Genomic DNA, 19,160 nt, shown 5'->3' with positions numbered 1-19,160 from the left:
AGATGAATCGTGATTATGATGATGAGGTAGGACGTTCCCGTGCCAGAAGCCGCAGGAAGCCTTCCGCCAGGGAGGTCAGGGAAACGAATGACAGAAGCGTTTCCGGAAGCGGCAGAAAAAGCAGTGCGAGGGAGCAGGCCCCGGAAAATAGAGCTACAGGCAGAAGACAGACAGAGAGAAGGCCGGAACCGAGAATTCAGGAGGATGACGGGCTGAAACTGTGGAATGAACCGAGCTATACTTCCTCTGGTTCCGGCTCCAGATCAGGCGATCCATCCGGAAAGAAAAACGGAAGACGGACGTATCAGGAGTCTCCGGCAGCTTCCAGAGTAAAAGCAAGATCGGAACAGTCCAGGAGAAAACGCAGGATTATTACCATGATTATTGCCGAATGTTTTGCCCTGCTGTTTATCTTCGGCTATGCTTTCGTAGCGAGGAAGATGAGTCTGATTCAGCATGCGGAAGACTTTAAGGCAGATGCGGTAAAGAGTGATCTTACGATTGATACGCTGGAGAAGATGGAAGGGTACTGGACCATCGCTCTGTTCGGCGTAGACAGCCGTAATTCCAATGTGGAAAAAGGTACGAATGCAGACGTCAACATTATCTGCAACATTAATGAAGATACGGGAGAAATCCGGCTTGTGTCCGTATTCAGGGATTCCTATCTGAATATCGATGACAGCGGTTCTTATAATAAAATCAACCAGGCATATTTCAGAGGCGGCCCGACACAGGCTGTAAAAGCCCTAAACAAGAACCTGGATCTGGATATTACGGATTATGTTACATTTAACTGGAAAGCCGTTGCACAAGGAATTAATATTCTGGGCGGCATTGACCTGGAACTGAGCAAGGCTGAATTCCACTATATTAACTCCTTTATCACCGAAACGGTAAAGGTAACCGGAATTCCATCCAAGCATCTGACCCATGCGGGTATGAATCATCTGGACGGTGTACAGGCCGTTGCCTACGGACGCCTTCGTCTGATGGATACGGACTATGCCAGAACAGAACGTCAGAGAAAGGTGATTCAGCTGGCCTTTGAAAAGGCAAAACAGGCTGATATCGGAAAACTGAACCAGATTGTAGAGGTTGTATTCCCGAACATTTCCTCCAGTATGACGGCTCCGGACTTCATTAGAATGGCGCAGAAGATTACAAAGTACCATCTTGGCGAGAGCGGCGGCTTCCCGTTTGCAAGAGGCGACGCGAACCTGGGTAAAAAGGGAGCATGCGTAATTCCTCAGACATTGGAAAGCAACGTAAAAGAACTTCACAAATTCCTGTTTGATGATGAGAACTATGCCCCGACTGATTCCGTTAAGAAGATCAGCGCAAAGATTTCCGCAGACTCAGGTATGTATAATCAGGGAAAATCCATCGGTCATGTATCTACGGAGGGCGGAGTTATTACGAAGCCAAAGACGACGGAAGCGGACAATAATCAGAAGAAAGAAACAAAAGAGAGCAAGGAACCGGAAACCCTTGAAGGCGGACTGGATCTGGACGGAGACGGAGTTCCTGATGTCGATTATAACGATGAGGAATTCTGGGACGACCCGGACAACTGCCTACCGACGCGGACGGCAATCCGGTACACCCTGGAATGACGGAACCATCTTCGACGAAAGCGACCGGAGAAAGTGAGAGCGTAAAGGAGACGAATCCAGATGGAACGGCTGTGACAAAACCGTCCAGAGGAGACGGCAGCACGACTGCTAAGCCTACCAGGCCCGACAGTACTACGGCAGCACGACCAACCGTTCCGAGTGAACCGAGCAGCTCGGAAAGGCCTACGAGACCGACGGAAGTCGTTCCGACATCAGGATCGAATGAAGACGGCCCGGGACCTGGAGATGCTACGGCAGGTACGACGGCTTCCGGAAACGGACCTGGCAATGACAACAGCAACACGACGCCGGTGGAACCGCCGCCAACCGGCAATAACGGAGGCGGATCAGAAGGGCCCGGAGGACCAGGAGGCCCTGGTGATCTCAACTAGACGTGTATAATTACGGATGACATAAAATGCAGCCTGCGATGCAGGGACTGAAAAGCAGCAGATTTATTTCTGCTGCTTTTCATAGTTTTATAATAGTTTTATCACATTTTAGTCACATTTCATTGTTAGACTTTAGCCGTAAGATAAACAAAACGAAAGGGGATATGTTTTATGTACGACGATTTTGAACGTGAAAATAACAGTGTTTCTCAGGGCAGCACGCATGAAGACAATGATAATACACCGAAATTACAGGCCGAAGGAGAAACAGAAAAAAACAGGGAAAACAGTCAGGTACATTGCGAACGAAGAGAAGAAGGCGCTGAGAGCAGGAATGTTCCGCCGCAGAGCGGGGGACAGCAGTATTATGGAGCACCTTATCCTCAGCCGGAACCGGTAAAAAGGAGTAGAAAGAATCACACGATGGCTGGAAGAATTGCGGGAATCACAGCGGCTGCGCTGCTGTTTGGAACGATATCGGGAGGGACGATGGTCGGAATCAATATGATGGCCGATTATCTGAACGGAGACAGACACCCTCAGATCGGACAGACGGAAACCATGCCGGATGAAGAGGAGAGCCAGACAGAGAAAGCGCCGGAAACCGTGCAGGCGGCAGAGACGGAAGCCGGCGTAAGCTCTCTGATTGCCATGGACGTTTCAGCAATCGTGGAAAAAGCGATGCCGTCTGTTGTAGCGATTAACAATACGATGCTTTATCAGAGCCAGTCCTGGTTCGGACCGAGCCAGACATATGAGGTTCCAAGCAGTGGCTCGGGAATTATCGTAGGACAGAACGATGATGAGCTTTTAATTGTGACGAATAATCATGTAGTTGAAAACTCCAAAGACCTCCAGGTAGTGTTTATTGACAATAAATCCATAAAGGCAGCTGTGAAGGGAACCGATGCAGAAAATGATCTGGCCGTCATTGCAGTGCCCTTAAAGGAGATTCCGGCAGACACCATGAGCCAGATCGCCGTAGCGACATTAGGAAATTCTGATGATCTGAAGGTTGGCCAGGGGGTAATCGCCATCGGTAATGCACTTGGATACGGGCAGTCTGTAACGGTTGGCTATGTGAGTGCGCTGAACAGAGAAGTGAAAACACAGGAAAATGAAGCTAAGAACCTTCTCCAGACGGATGCGGCCATTAATCCCGGCAACAGCGGCGGCGCCCTGCTGAATATGAAAGGAGAAGTAATTGGAATCAATGCGGCGAAATACTCTTCTACGGATGTGGAAGGAATGGGATATGCGATTCCGATCAGCAAGGTACAGGATATCATCGATGATCTTATGACTAAGAAGACGAGAATCGAGGTTGCAGAGGATAAACAGGGATATCTTGGAATCAAGGGCTATGATGTGAACGACGAGATGGTTCAGGTGATGGGTATTCCAAGAGGCGTTTATGTAACGGAAATTATTGAAGGCGAGGCGGCTTCCAACTCTGATCTTCACGAAAAGGATATTATTACAAAGTTTGACGGACAGGGAATCAGAGGAATGGACGATCTGAGAGAACTGCTTACCTATTATGAAAAAGGAACAGAAGTTACCATAACCGTACAGTCGTTAAAGGATGGCCAGTATACAGAGCGTCAGGTAACTGTAACTCTGGGAGAGAGACCCCAGGAAGATAATTAAATACCATCGATTATGATAAGAAACGGGAAACCGGACATTTGCCCCCTGCACAGAACGGGCTGTTGCTCTTCTGCAGACTGCAGGGGGCTTTTGCGCTTGTGTATAAAAGAAAAATAGCTTATAATCAGTAGACATAGGAGACTGAACAGACCAACATTTTAAGGAGAACATATTTTGGAAGATAAAGAGAGAGAAGAGCTGGAAGAAGAGAAGAACATATCTTCCGGAGAGAAAAAGGCAGAAGAAGCGGCCGCAGACGACGACGGGGACGATTATGAAAAGATATGCTACGTCTGCCGCAGGCCGGAGAGTAAGGCGGGAAAGATGGTTACCATGCCCGGCAATATGTACCTGTGCCATGACTGCATGCAGAAAGCATTTGATTCAGTAACGAGCGGAAATCTGGACTGGTCCAAGATTCAGAACATGCCTTACATGAATATGAATTTCAGCGATCTGGCCAATACAAATATACCGGAGATGGCGATTCCCAAGAAACAGAAGGTAAAGAAAAAATCAGAAAATAAAAAGGTGGAATTCAACCTGAAAGATATTCCGGCTCCCCATATGATCAAACGCCAGCTGGACGAGTATGTGATCGGCCAGGATAAGGCTAAGAAGGTGGTATCCGTGGCTGTTTATAACCATTATAAACGAATCTACCTGGAAGGACGGAAGGCGGAAGGCAAAAACGGTGCGGAGGACGAAATCGGAATAGAAAAATCCAATATTCTCATGATCGGGCCGACTGGAAGCGGAAAGACATATCTTGTAAGAACACTTGCAAAGCTTCTGGACGTACCGCTGGCCATTGCTGATGCTACGTCTCTGACAGAAGCGGGATATATCGGTGATGATATTGAAAGCGTCATTTCCAAGCTCCTTGCGGCAGCTGGAAACGATGTGGAGAAGGCGGAACATGGAATCGTCTTCATCGATGAGATCGATAAAATTGCAAAAAAGAAGAATATGAATACGAGAGATGTAAGCGGTGAGGCTGTTCAGCAGGAGCTTCTGAAGCTTCTGGAGGGGGCCAAGGTGGAGGTGCCGGTAGGCTCGAATCAGAAAAATGCGCTGACACCTATGGAGACGATCAATACAGACCATATTCTGTTCATCTGCGGAGGTGCATTCCCGGATCTCGAAGATATCATAAAGGAAAGGCTTACAAAGAAATCATCCATGGGGTTTGTGGCAGATTTGAAGGATAAATTTGATGATAACCCCAATATACTGAATTACGTCACAAATGAAGACCTGCGCCATTTTGGAATGATACCTGAATTTCTGGGCCGTCTGCCGATTACGGTAACGTTGAGCAGCCTTACGAAAGACCTGCTTGTAAAGATTCTGAAGGAGCCCAGGAATGCCATTTTAAAGCAGTACATAAAGCTTCTGGAGCTGGATGAGGTGAAACTCGTTTTTGAAGATGAAGCTTTGGAGTGGATTGCTGAAGAGGCGCTGAAAAAGGATACGGGAGCCAGAGCCCTGAGAGCGATCCTGGAGGAATTCATGCTGGATATCATGTATGAAATCCCCAAGGACCCTGACATAGGTTCTGTAATCATTACCAGGCCGTATCTTGAGAAAAACGGAGGCCCGCTGATCCGAATGAGAAGCTGACAAAATCCCGCGTCATTCGCGCATACGAAGAAAAGACTGATAGAGATCCAGTTTGCCGTATCCCCATTCTCTGGACGGATATGAATAAACTGGATTTCTTTCTGCACCGCGGATCAGTGTGGATTTGACGGAAGCCGAACTCATAAACTCCGTCAGGCCGTTGCGCAATTCCCAGCTCAGCAGGTCAGCCACAGCTCCGGCGACGTGAGCAGCAGCTACAGATGTCCCGCTCCTTCGTGTCATCGGCAGCGTTGTAGTTTCCAATTCGTCTGAAGAAGGTGCAGAAGCGGAGCGGAAAAGTCCCGGACCGTATACGTTGACTCCCGGAGCCACCAGTTCCGGCTTGATAAATTCAGTACGGGTGAAACCGCGGCTGGAGCGGATGTAAATACTGTTGTTTTCATGATTGTAAGCTCCCACGGTGATGACGGAAGGCGTATTGCCCGGATCGGTAATGGTGGTATTCGGGTTGGAACGGAGAAAAACCGTATTTTCGGAAAGAAAGCCGTGAATGGGCAGCCACATGTGGAACTGTCCGGTGATGTACAGGCTGTTGTAAACGCGTACGTGCCATATACCAGGAGTCGGAGCTTCGAACCGCATGAAAATCAGCTGGCTTCCGGATGAAAATTCTGCATTGATGTAGTTGACGGTAATCACCGTCTGTTCCAGCAGAAAGGTAATGCGGTTGTCGCTGCTGAATGTGAGGGGGATTCGGGGAATATGCTCGCCGGTTGGTGAGATAAATCCTACGGTATACAGTTCGGACTGTCTGGACCAAAGCTCTACTACAAAGCCAGGTTCGTTGGATGCCACGCTGATTTCCACGTCTTCATATTCCTGGTCTTCGGATATCATGCCTAAAAAGTGATGGCGGTATCCTGACTCGTTGCCGGCGGCAATGACTGGCACCAGGCCAGGGAAGTTGGAGACAGGGCGGAAAACCTGCCCAAGGGGCGCAGTACCGTCATGGCTTCCATATGTAGTGCCCATTCCGATCAGAATGACGAGAGGCATCGTATAGTGGGAAGCCAGAAACAAAAGGTATTTAATTCCCATCATAATATCATTTTCCTGATAAGCCTCCGCAGAGGATGAAATCAGGAAAAAATCACGGAGATATTGCTTTGCGGGCTTCAGCTTTACAATTCCGATATTGCACTTGGGAGAAGCCCCGATGAAAGAGCCGTCCTCCGCTTCCCCACCTGCGGCAATTCCGGCCAGGAAGGTTCCATGGCCGCTGGTATCCGTGGAAGGTACGACTTCCAGAGGGGATGGAGATGCGAGCGCCTGATTGATCTCTTCGTTTGTATAAGTCGTCCCATATAAAAGGGTCGGTTCCGTAAACATAATGCTCTGGTCGCGCGTACCCGGACTGGGGAGGGGAGAATCTCCGGGGATGGTCTGGTCCCATATGCCGAGAATCCGTGTCGATCCGTCTGAGTTGCGGAAAAGCGGATTTTCATATTGAATACCGGTATCGATGATACCGATAATAACATTTTCTCCGGTGGCACTTAAGGATGGCTGGGCAAAAGAAGCAGTAATTCCGGAAGCTTCCATACTGGTTGTATCAAGAGGCGTGTATAATTTTGGAATAGAACTGTAAGAATATTTGGATAGAGACAGAGGAAGAACCTGAGACAGAGGGACGTAGGCGATTGCATATTCACGGTTGGCAAAGTCTACACAATTTGTCTGAAGAATGGAATATATGGTTTCGGCAGGATAATTCGTATGCTGGAATATAAAATCGGCAAAGTCCTCGGATTCTATGGAAGAAGTACAGCGATCCATGGAAAACCCCCGTCATTTTTTTTCATTATATGCAGAATCGGGGAAAATATTAACCAATCTGTTCGGTTGTTCTGGACTGAGAGGCAAAATAAGAGTAAAATGGCATTATAAAAGCCGGAAGGAGGAGGTTTATGGTATTTATCTGGTTGATTATTGTGCTGGCTGCAGCAGATCTGCTGATAAAGGCAGAAATTGAATCAAGGGATGGAGAAGAATTTCCCAGGCCGTTTGACAAAGGAGGCCTGATAACCCTTCATAAAAGTCATAATGCAGGGCTTCCGTTTGGATTTTTAAAGAAGTACCAGGACGCTGTCAGGATGATACCGATTGTAACGCTGTCGGCACTGGGCGGCATTTTGTTCTGGCTGCTTCAGAAAAAGGGCCATTTATTTGAAAAGACAGCGTTTGCCATAACGATTGGAGGAGCGCTCAGCAATCTTTACGATCGGCTTGTACGCCATTATGTGGTGGATTATTTCTCCATTAACTGCAAAGCAGTGAAAAAGGTGATTTTTAATCTGGGCGATATCATGATATTTACCGGCTCGCTGATGGTTCTGGTTCATGAGATCTGGTCCAGTTTGAGCGATGGGAAACAGAAGAAAAAGTAAAGACATCATTCAGATGGATGAAAGGCAGGAGTACCATGGGGGAAGAACCCTGTAAACAAGGGAATTCCTGCCTTTTGGCTGTATTGACAACTATTCATATCTATTGTACAATCAGCTTACTGCTCATCAGTAGAAAATACGAAATTGGGAGTTGATTTTTTTGGATTCGAGTGACGCGAACGTCATACAATTTGCTGCATTAATCATTTTATTAGGCCTTTCGGCATTCTTTTCGTCTGCGGAGACAGCACTTACTACGGTGAATAAGATGAGGATCAGAACACTGGCGGATGCCGGACATAAAAAGGCAATTATCCTTACCAGAGTAATCGAGAATCCCGGTAAGATGCTTTCTGCCATCTTAATCGGAAACAATATCGTGAATCTTTCTGCATCAGCCCTTGCGACATCTGTTGTTTTGGGGATATGGGGAAATAAGGCGGTCGGTATTGCTACCGGTATTCTTACATTGCTCATCCTTGTATTTGGTGAGATTACACCAAAGACCCTTTCTACCATTTATTCTGAGTCAATTGCGCTGAATTATGCGAAAATCATATACGTACTTATGGTGGTGGCAACGCCGTTTATCATCCTGATCAATAAGATGTCTCTGGGTGTGCTTCTGTTGCTGCATATCGATCCGAACAGGAAACCTGAGTCCATCACCGAAGATGAACTGCGTACGATCGTGGAAGTGAGTCACGAAGAGGGGGTAATTCAGTCAGAAGAGAAAAAGATGATTAATAATGTGTTTGATTTTGGCGATGCCCGTGCAAAGGATGTGATGGTGCCGCGTATCGATATGGTGTTTATTGATGTAAATGCCACATACAGCGAGCTTCTGGATGTATTCCGAAGAGAACGGTATACAAGAATCCCTGTCTATGAAGAAACGACGGATAATGTGATCGGAATTGTCAACGTGAAGGATCTCCTTCTGATCGATGACGAGAAGGAATTTTCCATTCGGGGAATTATGAGACAGCCCCTTTACACATACGAGTATAAAAAAATAGCGGAGCTCATGGTAGACATGAAGGAAACCGTGAATAATAATATTGTGATTGTACTGGACGAATACGGAGCAACAGCCGGACTGATTACTCTGGAGGACATGCTGGAGGAAATCGTAGGAGATATCCGGGACGAGTACGATGAGGATGAAGAAGAGGAACTGGTTGAAATCGGCGAGAATGAATACCTTGTGGAAGCTGCCATGAAGCTGGATGACCTGAATGACAGCCTTGGCCTTAATCTGGAATCAGAAGATTATGATTCGATCGGAGGACTGGTGATCGGCCTTCTCGACCACCTGCCGGAAAAGGGGGAAGAGGTAACGTATGACAATATCCGCTTGACCGTAGAATCCGTGGAGAAGAACAGAATCGATAAAATTCACCTGTATCTGTTAGAAAAACCAGATGAGGAAGAAGATAAATAAAGTATATGGAGGAAGAAAGAATGGCAATAAATGAAAACAGGAAGACAGACGGCATAATCAGCCTGGACGCTGCCAGAAAGAACAGGAAAGATGAGCCCGTACCGAAAGAACTGGAATATTCCATCCATGTACCCAAAGTGGTGGACCGTATTGCAGAAGATATTGCGGAATTCAAAAAGGAACTGGAAGAGCGTGCTAAGGGAAGAGACGAAGATAAAAAACGTGAGATTGACAAGGGACAGTTTATCTGCCTGCTGAGCGGAATTTCCACCTGCCGCAGGACTCCTGGAATCCCTGAACACATGGGATACAGAGGTCTCTATATGTGCCAGACGGAGGCTGATATCAAGGCCGTCAGGGATCATCTGGAAGAGGTATTCAATATTCACGATGAGGATACGATGAAAAAGACGATGTGGGGATCTGTGTAAACCACGATTACCGTCAGTTCGAAAGCTTCTGGGAAGGCAGGCCTGACTTTGACGTGAAGGACCTGAAAACGAAGGGAAGGACGGCTTTTGAAAGTGCGAAAGCCTGCGCCGAAAAGTTCGTTCCTCTCGTTGGAAAGCAGGGATTTCTCGCATGGGATATCAACGAACAGGTGGGCATGTGCCGCAAGATGTATGCATGCGGTCTTCTTTCTGAAGAAGGATTTAAAGAACTTACCGTTCCGCTTGCAAGGAACGCATTTCGCCGTTTCCAGTCATGGGAAGAATATGCAGTGAGCTGTCTGTGCGGCGCCGCCTATTTTGGCTTCCGCAATCATGATAATGAAGACAGCCAGTGGGAATTCTACCAGCTGAATAAGGGAATTGTAGACCATTTGCTGAGTGAAAACGGAGCCTGGTCAAGAAACAAATTTAAACCATTATAAGAAAAAAATCATCCCATCCGGGACAGTGAGCGCCGCAGCGAACCCAGCGGCCGCCACCCAACCAAGAAAAAAATCATCCCAGCCTGCGCCTTGGCCACCGCCTGAAGCAGGATGGGATGATTTTTTTCTCTTCTTTTACGACAGCATACCGCCGAACATACCGCCGGCAGCACACATCGCCAGTACCTTCACGATATCTGCCATTTCTCCCTTTAGCCCTTTCTGCATGGCAAATGACATGCCGAGAAGGATGAAAAAATAGAGCAGGCCCGTAAGGAGCCCCCAGAAAAAGCGCCGCTGCCGGATGCCTTTTCCGGCAGCAAAGCCGCCGACAATACAGGTTACGACGTAAATGACGTTGACTGCCATTCCTACCTGCTTTTCACCAAGACGGAACTGATACAGAAGAAAAGCAAGAAGGACCAGAAGAACTCCGGTAAAAATGTAAGAAATGAGCAGTGAGCGCAAAACGGCTTTTACCCTTGAATTACTCATGTAATATCCCCTTTTTATTTCCTATGGTGCAGTATATTCCTTTGTCCTTTGAGGTATGCCAAAAAACCTTGCACTGGCGTGAAACATGTGTTATAATCGCTAAGAAAATCAATATTTTTCAGGAGGATGAGCGGTATGACACGTGTAAAGACATTAAATTCCAACACATTAAAAGATACAATGAAAAAAGGCGGCTGCGGTGAGTGCCAGACTTCCTGCCAGTCAGCTTGCAAGACATCCTGTACAGTAGGAAACCAGACCTGCGAGAACAGCAACCGTTAAGAGAAACCGTTGTTTTAAGCAGAAAAGGGCAGACGAGGAAAGACCCCTACAGTCCTTGGGACTGTAGGGGCTACTTGAGTTGTCTGCCCCGTTGTGTCTGATGGGATATACGAATGGTAAAGGAGAATACAAGTGATTCATCAATATAAAAACAACGGATACGACATCGTGATGGATGTGAACAGCGGTTCTGTCCACGTAGTCGATGATCTGGTGTATGATATGATAGAACTGCTTTCAGAAAAGGTACCGGAGATGGACAAGCCGGAAAAACTTTCTGAAGAGGCTAAGACATATATCAGGGAAAAGCTGAAAGGTAACTATGAGGAAGGGGATATCCAGGAAGGACTTTCCGATATTCAGGAACTGATTGACCGGGAAGAACTTTTTACGAAGGATGTTTATTCCGAATATATAACGGATTTTAAAAAGAGAAAAACAGTGGTAAAGGCGCTCTGCCTTCATATTGCGCATGACTGTAACCTGGCATGCAGATACTGCTTTGCAGAAGAGGGAGAGTACCATGGACGCCGGGCTCTGATGAGCTTCGAGGTGGGAAAGAAAGCGCTGGACTTCCTGATTGCCAATTCAGGAAGCAGAAGAAATCTGGAAGTAGACTTTTTCGGAGGCGAACCTCTGATGAACTGGGAGGTTGTAAAGCAGTTGGTTGCATACGGCCGCTCAAAAGAGGAAGAATATAATAAGAAATTCCGTTTTACACTGACGACGAACGGTGTTCTCCTGAATGACGAGATCATGGAATTCTGTAACCGAGAGATGAGCAATGTGGTGCTCAGCCTTGACGGCCGCAAAGAAGTAAATGACTTTATGCGCCCATTTCGGAACGGTAAGGGCAGTTATGATCTGATCGTACCAAAGTTCCAGGCATTTGCTGAAAGCCGTAAGGGAAAAGACTATTACGTCAGAGGAACATTTACAAGAGAAAATATGGACTTTTCACAAGATGTCCTGCACTTTGCCGATTTGGGCTTTAAGAGCATGTCGATTGAACCGGTCGTATCCCTTCCGGATGAACCGTTTGCAATTCGGGAAGAAGATCTTCCCAAAATCATGGACGAGTATGATAAGCTGGCGGTTGAGTACATTAAGAGAAAAAAAGAGGGAAGAGGTTTTACATTCTTCCATTTTATGATCGATTTGAATCAGGGACCATGTGTGGCGAAACGGCTTTCGGGCTGTGGATCAGGAACAGAATATCTTGCAGTTACCCCATGGGGAGATTTCTATCCCTGCCATCAGTTTGTAGGAGATGAAAAGTTCCTTCTGGGCAACGTTGATACAGGCGTCACCAATGTGGAAATTACGGACGAGTTCAAGCTGTGCAACGTCTATGCAAAGGAAAAATGCAGAAACTGTTTTGCCAGATTTTATTGCAGCGGCGGTTGTGCGGCGAATTCCTATAAGTTCCACGGATCTATCACCGATGCGTATGATATTGGCTGTGAGATGCAGAAAAAACGGATCGAATGCGCAATCATGATAAAAGCAGCTTTGGCTGATGAAAATTAAAAAAGGAGATATAACCATGAAAAGTAACAGAGGAAAAGGCCTTTTAGGTTTGCTGCTTGTGATTATCGCAGTTGGCGTCTTCGGATTTTTCGGATATGATACCATGGACGATATCAAGCTCGGTCTGGATCTGGCCGGCGGTGTCAGCATAACTTATGAGGCGGTGGGCGAAACGCCAACAGCGGAACAGATGTCGGACACTCGTTATAAGCTTCAGAAGAGAGTCGAAGGATACAGTACGGAAGCGGAAGTGTATCTGGAAGGCGGCGACCGTATCAACATCGATATTCCGGGCGTGTCAGATGCGAACGAAGTTCTTCAGGAACTGGGAAAACCAGGTTCCCTCGCGTTTACCGACATGCAGGGAAACACGATCCTGACAGGCGATCAGGTGGCCAGTGCAAAGGCTGCTATCGTGGATAATAACGGCATGAAAGAATATGTGGTTGCACTTTCCTTTACACCGGAAGGAACGAAGGCATTTGCAGACGCTACGACGAAAATGGTAGGCCAGCAGATTGCCATTATCTATGACGGACAGATGATATCCGCCCCAAGGGTAAAGGAAGCAATTACAGGAGGAGAGTGTACAATTGACGGTCAGGAGGATTATCAGGAGGCAGAAACATTAGCTTCCACAATCCGTATTGGTTCTCTTTCCGTAGAGCTTCAGGAACTGCGCTCCAACGTAGTCGGCGCGAAGCTGGGACAGCAGGCGATTTCCACCAGCTTAAAAGCCGGTGCGATCGGATTTGGAATCGTAGCAATATTTATGATTGCAGCATATCTGATTCCCGGACTGGCAGCAGTGATCGCCCTTTCGCTCTACGTCGGACTGATTATTATATTGCTGGCAGCATTCGGAGTAACCCTTACACTTCCAGGTATTGCTGGTATTATCCTGTCCATTGGTATGGCTGTGGATGCCAACGTCATTATCTTCACGCGTATTAAGGAAGAAATCGGCCTTGGGAAAACTGTAAAATCTGCGATTAAGACAGGTTTTGCAAAAGCCTTATCCGCAATCGTGGACGGCAACATTACAACGCTGATCGCAGCTGTTGTGCTTTACTGGAGAGGCTCCGGTTCGGTTAAGGGCTTTGCAACAACACTTGCCCTCGGTATTGTTCTTTCCATGTTCACAGCGCTGTTTATTACTAAATTTGTACTGAACTGTCTGTATAACGCAGGCTTTGAAGACGCGAAATTCTACGGTATTAAAAAGGACAAAAAGCCGATCAACTTCCTCGGAAAGAAGAATATCTGCTTTATCATTTCCCTGGCGGCTATCGCTGTTGGACTTGTAGCCATGGGAGTGAATGTTTCCAAGGGAAACGGCGCGCTGAATTACAGCCTGGAATTCAGAGGCGGTACATCGACGAATGTTACGTTTAATGAAGATATGTCTCTGGATGATATTTCACTCAAAGTCGTACCTGTTGTGGAAAAGGTTACAGGGGAAGCTGGAACACAGACCCAGAAGGTAGCTGGGACAAATGAGGTTATCATCAAGACGAGAACGCTTTCGGTGGAAGAACGAGAGGCTCTGGATAATGCTCTTGTAGAAAACTTTGGAGTAGAACCTGAGAAGATTACGGCAGAGAGTATATCAGGAGCGATCAGTAATGAGATGAAGAATGATGCTGTTGTTGCAGTTATCATCGCTACGATTGCTATGCTGATTTATATCTGGTTCCGTTTTAAAAATATCCGTTTTGCTGCCAGTGCGGTACTTGCACTCGTTCATGATGTACTCGTAGTAGTCACCTGCTATGCATTGTTCAAGTGGTCGGTTGGCTCTACATTCATCGCGTGTATGCTGACGATTGTAGGCTACTCAATCAACGCTACTATCGTTATCTTCGACAGAATCCGTGAAAATCTAAACCTTGAAGGCGGCAGAAAAGATCTGGCAGAGATTGTAAATCAGAGTATTACGCAGACATTTACGAGAAGTATCAATACATCCCTGACAACCTCGTCATGGTATTTGTACTGTTCCTGTTGGGCGTTTCTTCCATTCGCGAATTTGCTCTGCCGCTTATGGTAGGTATAGTATGTGGTACGTATTCATCTGTCTGTGTTACAGGATCTCTCTGGTATGTCCTGACGACGAGACAGCAGAAGAAGGCAGAAGCGGCTAAGAGCCTGGCAGCAGCGGAAAAAGCAGAAGCCAAGGCCGCTAAAAAGAAACATGGTAAGAAAGATGGAATATAAAATAATCGCGAAGGATGGCCGTGCAAAGCGGGCAGAGGTAAAGACCGTACATGGTGCCATCCAGACGCCGGTATTTATGAATGTGGGTACTGTTGGCGCCATTAAAGGCGCTGTATCCACAGATGATTTAAAAGAGATAGGCACGCAGGTAGAACTTTCCAACACGTATCATCTGCATGTGCGTACAGGGGATAAGCTTATTAAAGAATTCGGCGGCCTTCATAAATTTATGAGTTGGGACAGGCCGATTCTCACGGATTCCGGCGGCTTTCAGGTATTCTCTCTTTCTGGTCTGAGAAAGATAAAGGAAGAAGGCGTTTACTTCAATTCCCACATTGACGGCCACAAGATTTTTATGGGCCCGGAAGAAAGCATGCAGATTCAGTCCAACCTGGGTTCTACGATTGCAATGGCGTTCGACGAATGTGCGCCGGCGCTCTCTACAAGAGAATACGTAGAAAATTCCGTTGCGCGTACGACGAGATGGCTGATTCGCTGCAAAGATGAGATGGCAAGGCTGAACGCTCTGCCGGATACGGTGAATAAGGAACAGCTCCTTTTCGGAATTAATCAGGGCGGTATTTTTCCGGATATCCGTATCGCTCATGCGAAGACGATTTCAGAGATGGATCTGGACGGCTATGCGGTCGGCGGTCTTGCGGTCGGAGAGTCACATGAGCAGATGTATCATATTCTGGATGAGACCGTTCCGTATCTCCCGGAGAACAAGCCGACTTACCTGATGGGAGTAGGCACCCCAGCCAATATTCTGGAGGCCGTAGACAGAGGAGTGGACTTCTTTGACTGTGTTTATCCATCCAGAAACGGACGTCACGGCCATGTATATACAAATCAGGGAAAGCGTAATCTGTTTAATGCAAAATATGAGCTTGATCCCAGGCCGATCGAAGAAGGCTGCCAGTGTCCGGCATGCCGGTCTTACAGCAGGGCATACATTCGCCATCTGCTGAAAGCGAAAGAAATGCTGGGTATGAGATTATGCGTATTGCATAATTTGTATTTTTATAATAAAATGATGGAAGAGATTCGAGATGCCATCGAAAATCATCGATATTCTGACTATAAGGCTGAAAAGCTGGATGGAATGGCAAATGGTCAGAAGGAAAAATAGGAATGAAGCTCTGGGGCAGTGAAAAAGGGGCTTACAATTAAGGAGGAAATTTATGAACACAACATTTTTGATTGGCTACATTATCTTCTTCGGAGCATTGATGTACTTTATGGCAATCAGACCGCAGCAGAAGGAAAGAAAGAAAAGAGAAGCTCTTTTAGCAACGATTGCAGTCGGCGACAGCGTTCTGACAAACAGCGGCTTTTACGGAGTTATTATCGACATGACGGATGATACGGTTATCGTTGAGTTCGGAAGCAATAAGAACTGCCGTATCCCGATGCAGAAGGGTGCGATTGTCCAGGTAGAGAAGCCGGAATTGTAATAGAATAAACAGTAAGCAGACATGATAAAAGAGGGTTCTGCCGCATAGATGAATGCGGCCGGAATCCTCTTTTTTGTTACATAGGAAAGACCTTGTTATTATAAAGTGATAAAGCGTATGATTTCCTAGAAAGCAAAAACGCTCCGCTATGGATGCGCACTCGCGCGAAAGGAATTATGTCGCTAATGCGACGCGCGGGAGTTCCGCTTGCGAAACTCTTTGTACTATTTTACAATCAGCCGGTTCTGTATGAAAATTCCTTATGGATTCGAACTGTAAAAGGAAGAAGGAAGAGAACGGGAAAAATCAATAAAATCTTTTACGAAAGGAAGTTTTAAATAGTCCGACTTGCAAAAAATAACGGTATCCCTGATAACCGGCCTTCCGTCCCCATAGATAAGCGGCGAGATAAACAGGTGCTTACAGCCTGCTGTATATGCTCTCGAAAGGAAGATACTGTAGCCAAGCCCGTTCATTACCATTTCACGGGCGATTTCTCCGTGGCTTACTCTCATGCCAATCAATGGAGGGATGGAAAAATGGCTGTACCACCATTCATCAATCAGAGATTGATTATAAGGATCCATAACGAAATCGATCCGCGGCAAATAAGGAAGATCAGATATAGAAAAAGCCTCTTTGTACAAAATACATCCCTGTTCTTGGGAGAGTCTGGAAATATAACCTGTATAATGATCGATGTATCCTTTCACAATTCCTACATGAGATTCACCGCGTTCAATAGAGTGAATGACCTTTGCCCGAAGAGCGCTGGAAGCAGTGACTTTAATTCCCGGCCTGTTTTGATGAAAACTGTTTAGCAATTGAGGAAGTACAAATCGGCCGCAACTGTTGTCTGCAAATAGTTTCAAACTTCCTGCCGTATCGGACTGCATGGAATGAAGTGTCTGACAGATTTCCTGATGTATGGAAAGGATCTGCTCTGCCTTTTTTGCCAGATAATCACCCTGCACGGTGAATTCCAGACCACGTGTGTTTCTGACCGCGATTACAACATCGAGTTCAGATTCGATTTTTTGCAGACGCTTCGTTAGCGTAGGCTGGGTAATGTGGAGAAATTCTGCAGATTTAGTAATGTTTCTGGTTCGCTTAAGGGTGCTGATTATTTCCCAGTCTAGTTCGGTCATAAATGCCTCCATATTTATTCCATATTGGAATATATAGCTATATAATAAAGCGATTTTACAAACGTGTCAATGACTTATATAATAATATTACAAAACAAAGATGAATGCATTCTAAAAATTGTATAATTTGTACAAAAATGCCAAAGGAGGATAAAAATGGAAAATAGGAAGGGGTACAGCTGGACAGCTGCAGTGATTGCCGCCATTGCAATTGCTGCATGTGTCTTTCATCTGTATACTGGAATGTTTGGCGTGTTGACGGCTTTCAAACAGAGAATCGTGCATTTCGTATTAATTGGCACAATAGGGCTGCTTTATGACAAAAAGGGTAAGAGACCTTCTGTCCTGGATATGGTTCTGTCATTTGGCATGATTGTCTGTATGATTTATTTCATTGGAAATTACAAGGCGTTCACTCAGAGAAATGGACAGTTTACATCGTTGGAACTTTTCATGGGGATATGGATGATTCTGTGCGTTCTTTATGTTACGAAAAAGAATCTGGGATGGCCGATTGTAATGATCGCTCTTGTAGCTCTTGCCTATGCGTACTGCGGCGCGTATATTCCAGGACGCCTAGGACATAAAGGATTCTCAGGGCCAAGGATCGTATCTCACCTGGCATTGGGAACGGAAGGAATTCTTGGGTCTCCGGTTGGGGCGTCTGCTACTTTCGTAATTGTATTCGTGATCATGGCTGCACTGCTGGATCATTCAGGAACCGGTGATTTTTTTATAAATTCGGCATTGGCATGTACGGGAAAACGGCGCGGAGGGCCAGCAAAAGCAGCAGTACTGGCCAGTGGATTGTTTGGGGCAATATCTGGAAGTTCTGTGGCAAATGTGGTAAGCACAGGTACTTTTACGATTCCCCTTATGAAACGCACTGGATTTCGCAGTGATGTGGCTGCAGCTGTAGAAGCAGTCGCATCAACTGGCGGTCAGTTGATGCCTCCTATTATGGGAGCAGGTGCTTTTGTAATGGCGGAAGTGACTGGAATCCCATATTTTACGATTATGATTGCTGCAATAATTCCTGCAATGCTTTATTATGCAGCCCTGTTTTTTTCTATCGACTTTTACAGCGCAAAGAGTGGCTTTACAGGTACTCCGGCGGAACAGCTGCCAAGTATTAAAGAGGAAATGAGACTCAGAGGACACATGGTAATTGCACTGCTCGTATTAATTATAGCTCTTACTATGGGATATTCTCCTCTGCGTTCAGGATTTTATGGAACAACAGCAGTAGTTGTATGCTGTTTTTTAAAGAAAAGTACACGTTTAAGCCGTAAGGATTTCTTTGAAGCTCTCGTTGACGCGGGGAAGGCCTCGGTTGGGTGTACCTGCGCCTGTGCCTGTGCCGGAATCATCATGGGAGTAATGACATTAACGGGGCTGGGATTGAAATTTTCGTCTATTATTATTGCCTTCTCCATGGGAAGCAGGATTTTAGCGCTGGTGCTTACAATGCTTGCAGCGCTTCTGCTGGGTATGGGTCTTCCGACCGTAGCTTCTTATATTATGCTTTCCATACTGGTAGCTCCGGCCCTGATTGATTTGGGCATTTCAAAGCTGGCGGCACATATGTTTGTCTTTTATTTTGGCCTTCTTTCAGCAATTACTCCTCCTGTTGCCGTAGCATCTTTTGCTGCGGCCGGAATTGCGCAGTCGCCTTCCGGAAAAACAGGATGGACGGCTGTAAAGCTGGGGCTTACAGCTTTTATTGTACCATATATGTTTATTTATGGCCCAGAGATTTTAATGGTTGGTAAGCCTTTTCCTATTGCATTGGCAGCGGTTACTTCAATGATAGGGGTATATTTCCTGGCAGCTTCTACCGAAGGGTGGGGCCCTTTGGGTAAACTAAGGTGGTATGAAAGGGGGCTGTTTGCCGGAGCCGCTCTGCTTCTGATCATCCCTGGTGCAGTGACAGATGCAGCCGGCATTGCGTTGGGCATAGCGGGGCTAGGCCGGGCATTTTTGGAGAAGAGACAGAAAAAGATTATTCATACATAGGTACTCAA

Annotated in this window: 16 protein-coding genes and 1 pseudogene; 14 read left to right on the top strand and 3 right to left on the bottom strand. The window is 46.3% G+C overall.

The window, feature by feature from the left end; translation table 11 throughout:
- Positions 1-2: 2 nt before the first annotated feature.
- The 4 genes from DXA13_RS06835 (at position 3) to clpX (ending at position 5,281) form a co-directional block, all read left to right on the top strand.
- Positions 3-1,616: an LCP family protein gene (locus DXA13_RS06835; protein ID WP_118242754.1), complete on the top strand. Its 1,614-nt coding sequence runs from the start codon at positions 3-5 to the stop codon at positions 1,614-1,616.
- Positions 1,613-2,008 (top strand): hypothetical protein, encoded by a 396-nt coding sequence (locus tag DXA13_RS06830; protein ID WP_118242752.1) that lies wholly within the window; start codon positions 1,613-1,615, stop codon positions 2,006-2,008. Before DXA13_RS06835 ends, DXA13_RS06830 begins: the two co-directional genes overlap by 4 nt.
- A 171-nt stretch (positions 2,009-2,179) precedes the next feature.
- Positions 2,180-3,658: a trypsin-like peptidase domain-containing protein gene (locus tag DXA13_RS06825; RefSeq protein WP_118242750.1), complete on the top strand. Its 1,479-nt coding sequence runs from the start codon at positions 2,180-2,182 to the stop codon at positions 3,656-3,658.
- Between the two features lie 174 nt (positions 3,659-3,832).
- On the top strand, positions 3,833-5,281 hold the full coding sequence (gene clpX / locus DXA13_RS06820; protein WP_118242748.1) for an ATP-dependent Clp protease ATP-binding subunit ClpX: 1,449 nt from the start codon (positions 3,833-3,835) through the stop codon (positions 5,279-5,281).
- A gap of 12 nt (positions 5,282-5,293) precedes the next feature.
- Here clpX and DXA13_RS06815 read toward each other — a convergent pair whose 3' ends face one another.
- Complete coding sequence (locus tag DXA13_RS06815; protein WP_118242746.1) at positions 5,294-7,078, bottom strand: S8 family peptidase; 1,785 nt, start codon at positions 7,076-7,078, stop codon at positions 5,294-5,296.
- 131 nt (positions 7,079-7,209) lie between these two features.
- Between DXA13_RS06815 and DXA13_RS06810 the strand changes: the two genes are divergently transcribed.
- The 4 genes from DXA13_RS06810 (at position 7,210) to DXA13_RS06795 (ending at position 10,007) form a co-directional block, all read left to right on the top strand.
- Positions 7,210-7,689: a signal peptidase II gene (locus tag DXA13_RS06810; protein WP_118242744.1), complete on the top strand. Its 480-nt coding sequence runs from the start codon at positions 7,210-7,212 to the stop codon at positions 7,687-7,689.
- 160 nt (positions 7,690-7,849) lie between these two features.
- Entirely contained in the window at positions 7,850-9,133 is a 1,284-nt protein-coding gene (locus DXA13_RS06805; protein WP_118242742.1) for a hemolysin family protein, read from the top strand.
- Between the two features lie 20 nt (positions 9,134-9,153).
- On the top strand, positions 9,154-9,564 hold the full coding sequence (locus tag DXA13_RS06800; RefSeq protein ID WP_147348001.1) for a hypothetical protein: 411 nt from the start codon (positions 9,154-9,156) through the stop codon (positions 9,562-9,564).
- Positions 9,549-10,007 carry a DUF1266 domain-containing protein gene (locus DXA13_RS06795; protein WP_118242738.1) on the top strand — a complete coding sequence of 153 codons (459 nt, stop codon included), beginning with the start codon at positions 9,549-9,551 and terminating at the stop codon, positions 10,005-10,007. Before DXA13_RS06800 ends, DXA13_RS06795 begins: the two co-directional genes overlap by 16 nt.
- A 135-nt stretch (positions 10,008-10,142) precedes the next feature.
- Here the strand turns inward: DXA13_RS06795 and DXA13_RS06790 are convergent, their stop codons facing one another.
- Positions 10,143-10,502 (bottom strand): TIGR04086 family membrane protein, encoded by a 360-nt coding sequence (locus DXA13_RS06790; protein WP_118242736.1) that lies wholly within the window; start codon positions 10,500-10,502, stop codon positions 10,143-10,145.
- Positions 10,503-10,637: 135 nt separating this feature from the next.
- Here DXA13_RS06790 and scfA point away from each other — a divergent pair, with 135 nt between their 5' ends.
- The 5 genes and pseudogenes from scfA (at position 10,638) to yajC (ending at position 15,988) form a co-directional block, all read left to right on the top strand.
- Positions 10,638-10,784 (top strand): six-cysteine ranthipeptide SCIFF, encoded by a 147-nt coding sequence (gene scfA, locus DXA13_RS06785; protein WP_118242734.1) that lies wholly within the window; start codon positions 10,638-10,640, stop codon positions 10,782-10,784.
- A 132-nt stretch (positions 10,785-10,916) separates the two neighbouring features.
- Positions 10,917-12,314, top strand: coding sequence for a thioether cross-link-forming SCIFF peptide maturase (gene scfB, locus DXA13_RS06780; RefSeq protein ID WP_118242732.1), 1,398 nt, complete (start codon positions 10,917-10,919; stop codon positions 12,312-12,314).
- 16 nt (positions 12,315-12,330) lie between these two features.
- A pseudogene (gene secD, locus DXA13_RS06775) lies at positions 12,331-14,531 on the top strand (protein translocase subunit SecD).
- Positions 14,521-15,663, top strand: coding sequence for a tRNA guanosine(34) transglycosylase Tgt (gene tgt / locus DXA13_RS06770; RefSeq protein WP_118242834.1), 1,143 nt, complete (start codon positions 14,521-14,523; stop codon positions 15,661-15,663). The pseudogene secD and the gene tgt overlap by 11 nt, the downstream one beginning before the upstream one ends.
- A 52-nt stretch (positions 15,664-15,715) precedes the next feature.
- A complete protein-coding gene (gene yajC, locus DXA13_RS06765; protein WP_118242730.1) occupies positions 15,716-15,988 on the top strand; it encodes a preprotein translocase subunit YajC in 273 nt (90 codons plus the stop codon).
- Positions 15,989-16,248: 260 nt separating this feature from the next.
- Here the strand turns inward: yajC and DXA13_RS06760 are convergent, their stop codons facing one another.
- Positions 16,249-17,136, bottom strand: a complete 888-nt coding sequence (locus tag DXA13_RS06760; RefSeq protein ID WP_181995552.1) for a LysR family transcriptional regulator — start codon at positions 17,134-17,136, stop codon at positions 16,249-16,251.
- A 156-nt stretch (positions 17,137-17,292) separates the two neighbouring features.
- Here DXA13_RS06760 and DXA13_RS06755 point away from each other — a divergent pair, with 156 nt between their 5' ends.
- Positions 17,293-19,152: a TRAP transporter permease gene (locus DXA13_RS06755; RefSeq protein WP_118242725.1), complete on the top strand. Its 1,860-nt coding sequence runs from the start codon at positions 17,293-17,295 to the stop codon at positions 19,150-19,152.
- Positions 19,153-19,160: the final 8 nt, after the last annotated feature.

The sequence above is a fragment of the Clostridium sp. AM58-1XD genome (assembly GCF_003464085.1).
Lineage (GTDB): Bacteria > Bacillota > Clostridia > Lachnospirales > Lachnospiraceae > Lachnoclostridium_A.
The sequence above is the reverse complement of the archived record's forward strand: the minus strand, read 5'-3'. Positions and strand labels throughout refer to the sequence as shown.

What these genes read in the sequence shown, in the direction of transcription:
- tgt (WP_118242834.1), top strand. Translation starts at nt 14,521, where the DNA reads ATGGAATATAAAATAATCGCGAAGGATGGCCGTGCAAAGCGGGCAGAG.
- DXA13_RS06835 (WP_118242754.1), top strand. Translation starts at nt 3, where the DNA reads ATGAATCGTGATTATGATGATGAGGTAGGACGTTCCCGTGCCAGAAGC.
- DXA13_RS06810 (WP_118242744.1), top strand. Translation starts at nt 7,210, where the DNA reads ATGGTATTTATCTGGTTGATTATTGTGCTGGCTGCAGCAGATCTGCTG.
- yajC (WP_118242730.1), top strand. Translation starts at nt 15,716, where the DNA reads ATGAACACAACATTTTTGATTGGCTACATTATCTTCTTCGGAGCATTG.
- DXA13_RS06800 (WP_147348001.1), top strand. Translation starts at nt 9,154, where the DNA reads ATGGCAATAAATGAAAACAGGAAGACAGACGGCATAATCAGCCTGGAC.
- DXA13_RS06760 (WP_181995552.1), bottom strand. Translation starts at nt 17,136, where the DNA reads ATGACCGAACTAGACTGGGAAATAATCAGCACCCTTAAGCGAACCAGA.
- DXA13_RS06825 (WP_118242750.1), top strand. Translation starts at nt 2,180, where the DNA reads ATGTACGACGATTTTGAACGTGAAAATAACAGTGTTTCTCAGGGCAGC.
- DXA13_RS06755 (WP_118242725.1), top strand. Translation starts at nt 17,293, where the DNA reads ATGGAAAATAGGAAGGGGTACAGCTGGACAGCTGCAGTGATTGCCGCC.
- DXA13_RS06830 (WP_118242752.1), top strand. Translation starts at nt 1,613, where the DNA reads ATGACGGAACCATCTTCGACGAAAGCGACCGGAGAAAGTGAGAGCGTA.
- DXA13_RS06790 (WP_118242736.1), bottom strand. Translation starts at nt 10,502, where the DNA reads ATGAGTAATTCAAGGGTAAAAGCCGTTTTGCGCTCACTGCTCATTTCT.
- DXA13_RS06815 (WP_118242746.1), bottom strand. Translation starts at nt 7,078, where the DNA reads ATGGATCGCTGTACTTCTTCCATAGAATCCGAGGACTTTGCCGATTTT.
- scfA (WP_118242734.1), top strand. Translation starts at nt 10,638, where the DNA reads ATGACACGTGTAAAGACATTAAATTCCAACACATTAAAAGATACAATG.